The following is an 11,660-nucleotide window of genomic DNA, read 5'->3' on the forward strand; positions in this document are numbered from 1 at the left end:
GACGGCGGCTAATGCACGATCCTGCTGACGTGCGCATGTACGCTTGTGAGTATCTCATAGCAGATGGTCTCGGCAAGATCCGCCAGTGCGTACCCGCCGCAGGGCGAGTCATGTTTGTCGTCGATAATCGTTACCATCTGGCCGACAGCGACACCGGGTACATCGGTGACGTCCAGCAGAAGCTGGTCCATACATACTCTTCCGATTACTTTGCCTACATGTTCGCCCACCATCATTGGCGCCTTGTTCGAGAAGCACCGCCAGTAGCCGTCCGCATATCCAAGCGGAACGATCGCGGCGACCGTATCCCTGTAGGGTACGAAGGAACGGCCGTAACTGACAGAATGTCCTGCGGGAATATGCTTGAGCCGAGCGATCGGAGCCTGGAGCTTCATCGTAGGAGATAGCTTAATTGGCGGGTCAGTCATGGGACGCGAATAGTAACCGTACATGCTTATACCGCAGCGAACCATGTCAAAGTTGGCCTCGGGCATTTTGATCGTGGCTGCGCTGTTCGATGCGTGAATTATAACGTCTTTTCTTTTGCGGATGCTCGCAGTGCCAAGAAAGTCTTCGAAACGCCGAAGCTGTTCATACGCATAGTCAAGCTCGACTTCGTCAGCAGTTGCAAAATGGGTGTAAATACCGGCCAGCCTTACATTCGGGGCCTGGTCGATCAGATCGATCAGCGTTTGTGCTTCGTTCTGATCCAGGCCGCACCTGCTCATTCCGGTTTCGATATTCAGGTGTGCGTTGAACACGTGGCTGGACCCTTCCAGCACATCTTGAATGAAGTTGACAGCGTCCGCGGACGCGACGGGGCAGTGGAAACCTCGTTCGGCACTTATAAGTATCTGCTCCCTGGGCTGGGAAGGGTAAACAGCTTCGAAAATCAGTATAGACTGCCTGTCGATCAGGGTGTCGATATGCAGGGCCTCGTAGAAGCTGTTCACCGCGAAAAAGTCGACGTCCTCGGTTTTCAGGATGTTCACAACCTCGGCGATTCCATGACCGTAGGCGTTTGCTTTTACGACCGCGCAATACTTCGTGCCATCCTTGCACAGGCTCTTTAGATTGCGGACGTTGTGCTTGAGGGCCTTTGATGAGATATGGCACTCCAGGTCGGGCCTTATGAATCTTTGTGATCGGTATAAACGCATCTTAACTGCTTAAGATATCTTTCCTGAGTATGAACAATTCCTTGAATGCACGGAGGATGACTGCCGGGCTTGCGCCGGTTGGCGCGCCTGCAGTACGCGGGTAGTGGTGTACACCGTGCTGGACTATTTTGAAACCCCTACGGCTCGCCCGAGCCAGGACCTCAGTGTCTATGAGAGCGCCGGTACTTTTCATAGGCATATTCTCGAATACCCTGGCGCGGTACAACTTGAACGCACAGTCAATATCGCGCAGCTTCATATGAAAGACAAAGTTTACCAGAACACCCCAGCAGTAAGCATTTATCTTGCGAATAGTTCCTTCCTGACGCTTGAGACGATAGCAGCTTACGATATCGCAATCCTCGATCAGCGGCAGAATGTCTTTGAGCTCGCCGACGTCAAACTGCCCGTCGCCGTCGGTATAGAATATCAGCTCCTTCGAGGCAGCTTCAAAGCCGGACTGAAGGGCGGCACCGTAACCCGAGTTTGTTTTGTGATGGACAACCTTTACCGAAGATATCTCCTCAGCAAGGCTGTCGGCGATCTGAGCGGTTCCGTCGACGCTGCCGTCATTTACGATTATTATTTCGTGATCATCGGTCAGCGACTCGAGAACTTCTTCGGTCTTGCGGACGAGCTTTTCGATATTCTCCTGCTCGTTGTAACAAGGGAAAAATGCACTGATTGACGGGGAGGTTTTAGTCATTTTTGGCAAAACTGGAAATAGTTAACCGATCATTAATCGGGTCATTTACCACTTAATCTTACTAATTAACTCGCCTTGCTCTGCTTTGAACTTCTCATTGAGTTGTTTGTACTCATCAGCAAGGTCGGGTTGCTGCTGTCTCTTATATATATCGGCCAAAAGGGCGGCACTTAATGAGGCCGCAGCCAATCTTTCCCCATATCCATCCTGGTTTTTGAGCATCAGCTTGTTTTTCTCGAATTCCTCGAGGAACGAACGCATTTCGGTAGCGATGCTGTCCCGCAATTCGCGATGATTCAGTGCCAGATTATACAGCAGACCGGCTGTGGCCGGCTCAGCATTTATCTCAAACGCCTGCATTGCGTGCTCGAATGCCCGACGCCTGGCAGCAGGGTTTCGCTGTCCGGATTTAAGACGGGCCAGCGTCAACTGTTTCGAAAGCTCAGTCGGGAATTCCGTAGTGCCGTTAATAGCTCCCGCCACCAGTTTCCTGCCCTGATCCGTGGATATGTCGACATACATGATCTGATGCGGGTCGGCGTACGCAAGCTGCCAGTTGGGATGTCTCGGCAGGGCCTTGGGCAGGTAGTTCACTCTATATGGATTGCTTTCGGGCCTGAACTCGCGTTCGGGCAGCAGCAATACCCAGATATCGCGTTTCTTCATCTCTTCATCGAGCGCATCTCCGATCTTGCGTAACTGATCCGCATCCGCCATTCGACCGGACCGTCGCAGCTTGTACGCCAGTCGCGTACCGCCTCCGTACAACTGCCGCCAGAGGATGAACTTGGAATGATCGTAGGCTGCCTGTGCGCGGCCGTCCATAAACAACTGCAGCGGAGTTCTGCCTGTTTCCGGGTCCGGGTCCTGCCCGAATGCTATCGCGCCGCCTTCGGTCCAGAAGTTGAACATATTGCCGCTTATATCGTTCATGTTTATGAAGTCGCACACATCTATCGGTTTGAGCCCCGAAGCGGTCATCCGCATGAACATACTGGTTCGTTCGCTGTCGGTGGGCCAGGGATCGAGGTATACGCGTTTGAATTGTTTACCCCAGATGGATGTAAAAGCTATCAGGATAACCGCACCGGCAATGACGATTCCGGTACCCATTTTACGCGGTATGACGGGCAGATTCAGGCCTCGACCTTCGTTGTAGCGCTTTCTAGCCAGCACCATGGCAATAGTCTGCTCGATGAACATTGCAACGACAGGGCAGGCGGCAAAGGCTGCGATCGGTATGAATCGCCTCATCTGCACAGCCATGTAAACTGTTGCGGCGGCGACAGCGATCATCGCAAGGTCGATCTTTGGCCAGCTATATTCTCCCTCAGCATACGTCACTTTGGCTCGTTTTCTGGCTTTGACTTTTGGTCGTAGGAATCTGACTAAGATCCATGCTGCAAGGGCGATCCACATGATAATGAACAGTACGAGAAAGGCGGTTTCCTGCCCGACAGGGTTTTCCCATTCGAATGCTGGGTGCCATTCGTTGACAGTTCTCCAGGACTCGGCATGTTCGCTCACGCTGATGATGAAGGTGTGCGTCAGATTGGTCAGGTGGAAGGGATTGAAGATCACCATCGCAACGAAAGACGCCAGTCCCGCACCGACTATGTGCCACAGCTTCTTAAGCTCGATCGCCACAAGCCTGTCTTTGAGGATGAAGTTGCCCAGAAGATGAATAGTGAAAAAGGGCACGAGCATGATGTAAACGTAAATATAGCCGCCGTGCAGGTTGGCCCAGAGCGCTGTCAGTGGAACCAAAAGCCACGCGAAAAGCGCGCTTCGATATGTCGTTAGCCCTAAAATAACCAGATATGCAGCCACGAGCAGGTTTGCATGCGCAGCAGGGCGTATATCCAGAAATGTCCTCGCTGTATACATTGCAAATGCTGCTGCGATCGCCGCACCGGGTATGGTAACACCCAGCAGGCGTGCAAAATAATACACGCAGATGGCAGCGAGGATGTTGATTCCGAACTTCCAATAGACCAGTGTGTCATAGTTCAACTCGCCCGCATCGCCGAATATCTTGGCTGTTTTATAGAACAGCAAATGTGTGAGCCAGTTCTGGTTGATCCAGCCGGTGGGGTGTATCTTTTTGATGATATCATGGCTCCACTCCGGAAACTCCGCGAGCTGCTGCTCGGTCGGTCCCGCTTCGTGGCTGTTGGCGCTGAACGGCTCGACCGTATCAACGCCATGGTTGTCAAAATGCCTGCCGCATGCAAGGGCGACCCACGTATCGCCTGCAGCAACCATATGAGTCGAAGCCTGCAGAGCGAACAAAATCACTCCCGCCCAGAAAACAACTCTGACCCAGATAGACAAAGATCCATTGTTGATTTTTAACTGCTCAGCCATTTTTCGATGCGATCCAATCCTTTTTCAATCTGCTCGGTGGAGCAGGCGAAACTCAAACGTACATTATCGGGACAGCCGAAAGGCTCGCCCGGCACAACAGCGACATTGGCCTGTTCCAGAAGAACCTGCGCAAAGCTCATGCTGTCCTTGACCGGTGCCTGTCCCATCGTTCTGCCGTAAAGGCTCGATACATCCGGGAAGCAGTAAAACGCCCCGGTCGGTTGATGGCACTGGATGCCGGGCAGTTCGTTCAGCCGCTTGGCCATGTAATTGCCGCGTTTTTCAAATTCGACCCTCATGCTTTCGACCGTACCGGTTTTATCCGCCAGTGCAGCCAGTGCCGCTTCCTGTACGAACGTTACCGCATTTGAGGTCATATGCGATTGAAGTCTTCCCATCGCTCGAATAGCACTGAGCGGGCCGGCCGTGTAACCGAGCCTCCAGCCGGTCATCGCGAACGCCTTGCTGAATCCGTTTATCGTCAAGGTACGCTCGTATGCGTCATCGCTGACCGCTGCAAAACTGACGAACTTTGTTCCGCCGTATACGAGTTTTTCATAAATCTCATCGGAAAGCACCATAACGTCGGTGTCCTCGAGAACCTCGGCAAGGTCGGCAAACTCTTGAGGTGTATATGAGAAACCGCCCGGATTGTTCGGTGAATTCAGTATAAGCAGTGCTGTGCGGTCGGTTATCGAAGACTCAAGAAGTTCAGGCGTGAGCTTGTAGCTGTTTTCTTTTTCTGTGTGAATTACTTTGACTTTGCCGCCAGCCAGCTTTACAGCTTCAGGATACGTTACCCAGTAAGGGGCCGGCAGCAGAACATCGTCGCCGGGATCAATTACCGCCTGAAGGGCAGTATAAACGCTGTGTTTTGCCCCGATATTGACGATGATCTGGTCGGGGGTGTAATCGAGTTCGTTGTCTGAGGCGAGTTTCTCGGCTATGGCGTTACGCAGTTTCAGAATCCCGTTCGCTGCTGTATAGCCTGTTTTCCCGGCATTTATAGCTTCGATAGCGGCGGTTTTTATGAAATTCGGCGTGTCAAAATCAGGCTCACCAGCCGCAAAGCTGACGACGTCGATTCCCTCTGCTGCCATCTCCTTCGCTCGCGATGTCACGGCTATGGTGGCTGAGGGCGGCACCGACTGTGCTCTCTTGCTTACCTTCATTGTCGCTATTTCCTCCGCAGAGTGATCTTTGTATTTGAAATTGGTGTATTAGACCCAATGCCGGAGTAATCGTCAAGCAAAAAGGAAGTGCGGGCAGCTCTGATCCCTGTTAGGTGGGCTTACGTGACGATCTGCTCATCCTGTTGAAGACATAAAACAGAACAAGGCCCGTTATGACCATGTAAATGCCGATGTTTTGTGACACCGTTCCGCCTTTGTAAAGTGCCCACCATCCATATTCGAAGGGGTTGTCCGCTCTTATGGACTCCAGCACGAATCGGGTCGTGCCGTAAAGGATGAGCATCAGCGAAAATGTCCAGCCGGGTTTTGCATCTCTGAAACGCCGCCAAAATAAAAACAAAACACCCGCAAGAAGAAGTCCATTTGCACTGGCATAGAGCTGAGTGGGGTGAACGGGCCGGCACGAATATACGTTTTTTACGGCTTCCTGCTGTTGTTCTGTCAGCTTTTCTTTGGGTTTCAGATAGTAATGGTGCTTTTGAGCATCAGATTGAGCGGGAACCCAGTGGCCGTGTTCGTCAAAGCCGCCATAATACTCTGGCGGCAGGTCAAGAACAGCTTCATCTCTCTGACGGTCGGAATCAGGGTATGCCTGGCTCTGGTACGGCGGGGAGCCGTAAGGGAATTGCACTCCAAGCGGGTTTTCCGTAATTGCGCCGAAGCAGCAGCCGTTCAGAAAGCATCCTATCCGTCCGAACGCAAGGCCGATCATCAGTCCCACCGCGATCATATCACCGTATTTACGGGCATTGAGCTTTTTGAACCACAGATACGATCCTACCACCGCAGCGGCGAATAGAACACCCCCCAGAAACTCGAGCCCTCCCTGCCAGACCGCAAATATTTCGCCAAAGCTGTCGATATTCTCAGCGTGATGCACGACGTAAAAGAGCCTTGCCCCGATCACGCCCGCAAGCAGTGAATACAGGGCGACATTCAAGATGTTCGCCGGATCCTCACCCTGATGCGCTGCCATACGGCGCATGACGAACATCGCAACCAGAAAGCCTATGACCATCATCAGGCCGTAGCTTTTAAGCGTTACATGGATGAAAGGTATTTCGAAAAGCTCAGGCTGCATAGAAGCTCTTTACAGAATCTTAGCGATCTTATTATTCTCGTCCGGCACGACGACGCTTGGCTTGAGCGAATCCATTTCCTCATCGGTGTAGTAGGCAAAGTTCATCACGATTACAATATCACCGACGGAAAAGTGCCTGGCCGCCGCACCTAGTACGGTAAATTCACCGCTGCCTGCCGGGGCTGGTATACAGTACGTGCCGAGTCGCTCGCCGTTTGTTACGTTTGCCAGAAGAACCTCTTCATATGGCTTTATGTTCGCTGCTTCAAGCAGATCGGCATCTATGCCCACGCTGCCCGGGTAATCGATCTTGGTGCCGGTAACTGTCGCTCGGTGGATCTTGCCTTTTAATGCCTTTGACAACATTATTGAATGTTCCTTACTTGTGAATAGAAAAAATTGGCTCTGCCATAATGATTACATCTATTATTTCTGGGTGTTCGCGTCAACTATTATATTGTCAATTAGCCTTGCCGTTCCCAGCTTAGCCGCAATAGCGATCAATGCCTTGCCCTGTATCTGCGGTAGTTCGCTAAGTGTATCAAGGTCGACAATATTGATATATTCGGGCTCGATCTCTTGGGATTCAGCTAAGACACTCTGAATCGTCTGCTTGACTTTTTCCGTTGAACGTTCGCCCTGATCAACCGCATCACGTGCGGCTGCCAACGACTTGTATATCAGCGGTGCGTCCTGTCGCTGCTCGGGCGTAAGATATTTGTTCCTGCTGCTCATCGCAAGCCCGTCCGGTTCCCTGACCGTATCGCACACAACAATCTGCAGCGGCATATTCAAATCCGCGACCATCCGCTTGATCACAATGGCTTGCTGACCGTCCTTCTGGCCGAAAAAGGCGTAATCGGGCTGGACGATGTTGAACAGCTTTGTACACACGGTCGTTACGCCGCGAAAATGGCCGGGTCGGCTTCGCCCGCACAGCTTGTCGGTCAGGCTCTCCACATTGACCCATGTGAGATTTTCCTGCGGGTACATCTCATTTACAGCCGGCGCAAAGATCGCATCTACCTGTTCATCACGGCACTTCTGCTGATCTGCTGCCATATCCCGCGGGTATGCCTCCAGATCTTCAGAAGGGCCGAACTGGGTCGGATTGACGAATATGCTCACCACAACGACATCACTTTTTTCTTTAGCCCGGCGTATCAGTGAAAGATGCCCGGCATGCAGTGCGCCCATAGTCGGCACAAAACCGATCGATTTGCCCTGACTTCGAGCATCTCTGACGAAGGCCCGCATTTCTTCTATCGTTGTCAGCGTTCGCATATATAGCACCGTATTTCGGAAGCGAGTTCACTTACATGGTCGTTTTGCATGCAGTTGAACTGAGCTGCATCCAGAGTTATAAGCGGACTGTGCGCCCAGTCCGCGAACATTTCGTCATAATCACCCCCTAGCTCTGCAATTGAATTTTCGTTGATCGAACTTTCGTAAGGACGGCTGCGTTGTTGTACCCGCTCCAGGATTCTCGCAGGTGTATCCTTGAGATATATCGTAAGGACTGGTTCCGAGATAGCTCGCTCAACCTGAGCATGCCTGGTGTTGTATTCGTTCAACTGATCCGCATCCAGCGTCCGCTCAGCAAATAACGAATCCTTGGCAAAAACATAATCACTGAGCACGACCTTGCCGGAAGGCAGTGTGTCCGCGTTGAGCTGCTCATAACGGCTTTCAAGGAAATACAGTTGGGACTTCAGTGCTGCTTCTCTGTCCCCCTTACATGCGGCCGGCAGATAAGGATTTGTATCGTACGCCTCCCTTAGTACCCCGCAGCCAAGTTTATCTGCCAGCTTCGTTGCAAGAGTCGTCTTGCCAACACCGATAACACCTGCAACAGAGATCAACTGAGGCCGATCCGGATCGAGCCAGAAATCATGCCCGTTAAGTCTGTCAGCAAGCTCCTGCATCGTCCTGCCCGTCGTGGGATGCCGCAGCTCAGCTGCTATCTCACACATGCCTTTGAGGACGAACGTGCGCAGGTGCATTTGCGGATGCGGAACTATCAGGCCCGGCGATTCGAAAATCTGATCGCCATGCATCAGCAGATCGAGATCGATGGTTCGTGACTCCCACCTGCCGTTTCGTGCTCTGCCAAGCGAATTTTCGATCGAAACGAGCCTGCCGAAAAGCTGCTGCGGGGTCAGGGTTGTCCTGACCTCCGCTACAGCATTGAGATACGATGGTTGATCCTTGTTCGCAAGGGGGGCAGTCTCATAGATGCTACTGATCCGGACAACGTGAGTATCGGCGCTGTCCAGCTTCTGCAGAGCTTGCCGAATCTTCACGGCCGTATCGCCGAGGTTGCCGCCCAGTCCAACATATGCTGCCAATTCAGATCCCCTTGCGCAAGGCATCGACTTTCAGTTATATCTTCGCGAAACGCTTCATCGCTTCGTCTACGATCTCCGGCTTGTTGAATGCACTGAGGCGGAAGTAGCCTTCGCCCGCCGCACCGAAGCCTGCGCCAGGAGTGCCGACTACGTGAGCCTTATTCAGAACTGCATCGAAGAATTCCCACGACTTCATTCCCTCAGGTGCCTGCAGCCAGACGTATGGAGCGTTCTGTCCGCCGTAGACATTGTAACCGAGTTCGGTCAGCGCCTTGCGGATACGAGAAGCATTGTCCATGTACAGGTTGATCGTATTGCGGATCTGTTCCTTGCCTTCCGGCGTATAGACTGCTGCTGCACCCTTTTGGGTGATGTAGGAGCAGCCGTTGAACTTGGTGCTGTGACGGCGGTTCCAGATTGCGTTTACGTCGATCGCTTCGCCGGCCTTAGTGTAGGCTTTAAGTGCTTTAGGTACAACTGTGAATGCACAGCGTGTGCCCGTGAAGCCGGCAGTCTTCGAGAAGCTGCGGAACTCGATCGCGACTTCTTCCGCTCCGTCGATCTCATAGATAGAGTGCGGAATGTTCGGATCGGAGATAAACGCTTCATAGGCTGCATCGAACAGGATAAGGGCCTTGTTCTCGCGAGCATAATCAACCCACTTCTTGAGCTGATCCTTCGTTGCGGTTGCACCGGTCGGATTGTTGGGATAGCAAAGGTAGATCATATCTACCGATTCCGAGGGCAGTTCCGGGACGAAGTTGTTCTCTGCTGTGCAGGGCATATAGACGATGCCGCCGTATCGGCCGCCTTCAGTCGCGTTGCTCGTCCTGCCGGCCATGACGTTTGTGTCGACGTAGACGGGGTAGACAGGGTCAGTCACTGCAACGATGTTGTCCAGTCCGAAGATCTCCTGGATATTGCCGGTATCACATTTCGAACCGTCGCTGATAAAAATCTCGCTCTTGTCCAGCTTTACTCCGCGCGGCGCGAAATCGTTTGCCAGAATAGCTTCGGTCAGAAATTCATAACCCTGTTCAGGACCGTAGCCGTGAAAGCCTTCGGACGTCGCCATCTCATCGACAGCGTCGTGCATGGCCTTGATAACGGCAGGGCACAGCGGTTCGGTCACATCACCGATACCGAGCTTGATGATGTCAGCATCAGGATTGTTCTCCGCAAATTCGGAAACACGTCTACCAATTTCCGGAAACAGGTAACCAGCCTGCAGTTTGAGGTAATTTTCATTGATCTTGATCATAGTTTCACCATTAAATGAATTAACATCTCAGTTGTCAGTTAAACATACACCGCTTGTGACATGACAATGCAAACCGAAGCGATGAGAGTGCAGATCTTCCGCCTAGACCGCACTAAAGCCCTTGATTCTAGTGGTGCGAAGGTCATTAGTCAACCTTAACATCCTAAAAGTGCTAAGTGACACCGCAAATAAGGACATATGGGTCAGTTTAACGTTAAGCTGCACGTTTTTTGAACCGATTTACTAATGAGATAGCAAAAATTCAAAAAATAGAGGTGCGTAAAATGAAGTGTTTAATAGTAGAAGACGACCGCAGTGCGCAAAAACTAATGCAAATTTACTTGAGCGACTTTTTTGAGTGTTCCGTTGCGGAAAATGGAGTGGAAGCTCTGGAAGAAGTAGTCTCTTCGCTCGAAAGCGGAACCCCCTATGATCTAATTTGTATGGACATAATGATGCCGGAGATGGATGGGATGGAAGCGCTGGAAAAGATACGCCAGGCCGAAAGCAAACGAGGAATAGAAGGGCTCAACTGCATAAAGGTTATCATGACCACAGCGAAGCAGCAGTCCGAAGACATATTCGGTGCGTTCCGCAAGGGCTGTGAAGGGTATATCGTAAAACCCATCCGCCGTGCAGATCTCATCGAGCAGATAGAAAAGCTCGGTCTGATCAAGATAGAAGCCGTTAAATAAAGAACGCCTCCGCTTTGTGCAAAGGCGTTCAATCGATCAAAGAGTCTTTTTCACATACTCAACGGCGTTGTTGAAGATGATCATTCCATCCGCTTCGCTGTCGCCTTCGAGTCTGGTCCAGTGAGGGTGCTGCGTCCTTCTCACAAATCGCTCCGGATGCGGCATCAGGCCCAGCACTCGCCCCGTTGAATCGGTCAGACCCGCGATGGAGTTGAACGAGCCGTTCGGATTGACCGGGAAGCCGCCCACCTTGCCGTCCGCATCGACGTATCTGAATGCGATATGGTCCTCATTTTCAAGCTTCGACAGAACCGATTCGTCGCGCGTGACGACCTTACCCTCGCCATGTGCGACCGGCAGATATATCCGCTGGCCTTTCTTGATGAACACGCAGTGCTCGCTCTCACTCTGGAGGTACGCCCAGCGGTCCTCGAATTTGCCGCTGTCGTTGTCAATCACGCTGACCGCCGGCTCAGTGAGGTTCGTGACGCTCTTATTACCGGCGCGATCGTCCGCAAATCCCGGCAGTATGCCGGTCTTCGCAAGTACCTGGAATCCGTTGCAGATGCCCAGCATCAGCTTACCGTCAGCAAGAAACTGCGTCAGCGGCTCGGATAAATGATGAACGATCTGATTCGCAAGTATCTTGCCAGCAGCGACATCGTCACCATAGCTGAAGCCGCCCGGGAACAGCAGTATCTGGTATTCCTTGAGCAGATCGGTGTTCTCGATCACACGGTTTATATGTATTCTGTCCGCGGCTGCTCCCGCCAACTCGAGAGCGTGAACCGATTCATAGTCGCAATTTATGCCTGCCGCACGCAGTACTAATGCTTTAACCTGTTTCAT

11 protein-coding genes are annotated in these 11,660 nt (G+C 52.0%); 1 reads left to right on the forward strand and 10 read right to left on the reverse strand.

The window, feature by feature from the left end; genetic code table 11:
- Positions 1-8: 8 nt before the first annotated feature.
- The 9 genes from alr to STSP2_RS10535 form a co-directional block, all read right to left on the reverse strand.
- Positions 9-1,160, reverse strand: a complete 1,152-nt coding sequence (gene alr / locus STSP2_RS10495) for an alanine racemase (protein WP_146662466.1) — start codon at positions 1,158-1,160, stop codon at positions 9-11.
- Position 1,161: 1 nt separating this feature from the next.
- Complete coding sequence (locus STSP2_RS10500; RefSeq protein ID WP_146662468.1) at positions 1,162-1,866, reverse strand: glycosyltransferase family 2 protein; 705 nt, start codon at positions 1,864-1,866, stop codon at positions 1,162-1,164.
- Positions 1,867-1,911: 45 nt separating this feature from the next.
- On the reverse strand, positions 1,912-4,233 hold the full coding sequence (locus STSP2_RS10505) for a hypothetical protein (protein ID WP_146662470.1): 2,322 nt from the start codon (positions 4,231-4,233) through the stop codon (positions 1,912-1,914).
- Positions 4,218-5,405, reverse strand: a complete 1,188-nt coding sequence (locus STSP2_RS10510) for a pyridoxal phosphate-dependent aminotransferase (RefSeq protein ID WP_146662472.1) — start codon at positions 5,403-5,405, stop codon at positions 4,218-4,220. Before STSP2_RS10510 ends, STSP2_RS10505 begins: the two co-directional genes overlap by 16 nt.
- Positions 5,406-5,514: 109 nt before the next feature.
- Positions 5,515-6,507, reverse strand: a complete 993-nt coding sequence (locus STSP2_RS10515) for a prolipoprotein diacylglyceryl transferase (protein ID WP_146662474.1) — start codon at positions 6,505-6,507, stop codon at positions 5,515-5,517.
- A 9-nt stretch (positions 6,508-6,516) separates the two neighbouring features.
- Entirely contained in the window at positions 6,517-6,873 is a 357-nt protein-coding gene (panD, locus tag STSP2_RS10520) for an aspartate 1-decarboxylase (protein ID WP_146662476.1), read from the reverse strand.
- Between the two features lie 60 nt (positions 6,874-6,933).
- Positions 6,934-7,791: a pantoate--beta-alanine ligase gene (panC, locus tag STSP2_RS10525; RefSeq protein WP_146662479.1), complete on the reverse strand. Its 858-nt coding sequence runs from the start codon at positions 7,789-7,791 to the stop codon at positions 6,934-6,936.
- Positions 7,779-8,855 (reverse strand): 2-amino-4-hydroxy-6-hydroxymethyldihydropteridine diphosphokinase, encoded by a 1,077-nt coding sequence (gene folK / locus STSP2_RS10530; RefSeq protein ID WP_169853136.1) that lies wholly within the window; start codon positions 8,853-8,855, stop codon positions 7,779-7,781. The genes panC and folK overlap by 13 nt, the downstream gene beginning before the upstream one ends.
- Before the next feature lie 34 nt (positions 8,856-8,889).
- Positions 8,890-10,116: an LL-diaminopimelate aminotransferase gene (locus STSP2_RS10535; protein ID WP_146662483.1), complete on the reverse strand. Its 1,227-nt coding sequence runs from the start codon at positions 10,114-10,116 to the stop codon at positions 8,890-8,892.
- A 284-nt stretch (positions 10,117-10,400) separates the two neighbouring features.
- Between STSP2_RS10535 and STSP2_RS10540 the strand changes: the two genes are divergently transcribed.
- On the forward strand, positions 10,401-10,811 hold the full coding sequence (locus tag STSP2_RS10540; RefSeq protein ID WP_146662485.1) for a response regulator: 411 nt from the start codon (positions 10,401-10,403) through the stop codon (positions 10,809-10,811).
- A gap of 36 nt (positions 10,812-10,847) precedes the next feature.
- On the opposite strand, the gene purQ is transcribed toward STSP2_RS10540, so the two are convergent.
- A complete protein-coding gene (gene purQ / locus STSP2_RS10545; RefSeq protein WP_146662487.1) occupies positions 10,848-11,660 on the reverse strand; it encodes a phosphoribosylformylglycinamidine synthase I in 813 nt (270 codons plus the stop codon).

The organism is Anaerohalosphaera lusitana, assembly GCF_002007645.1.
Classification (GTDB): Bacteria; Planctomycetota; Phycisphaerae; order Sedimentisphaerales; family Anaerohalosphaeraceae; genus Anaerohalosphaera; species Anaerohalosphaera lusitana.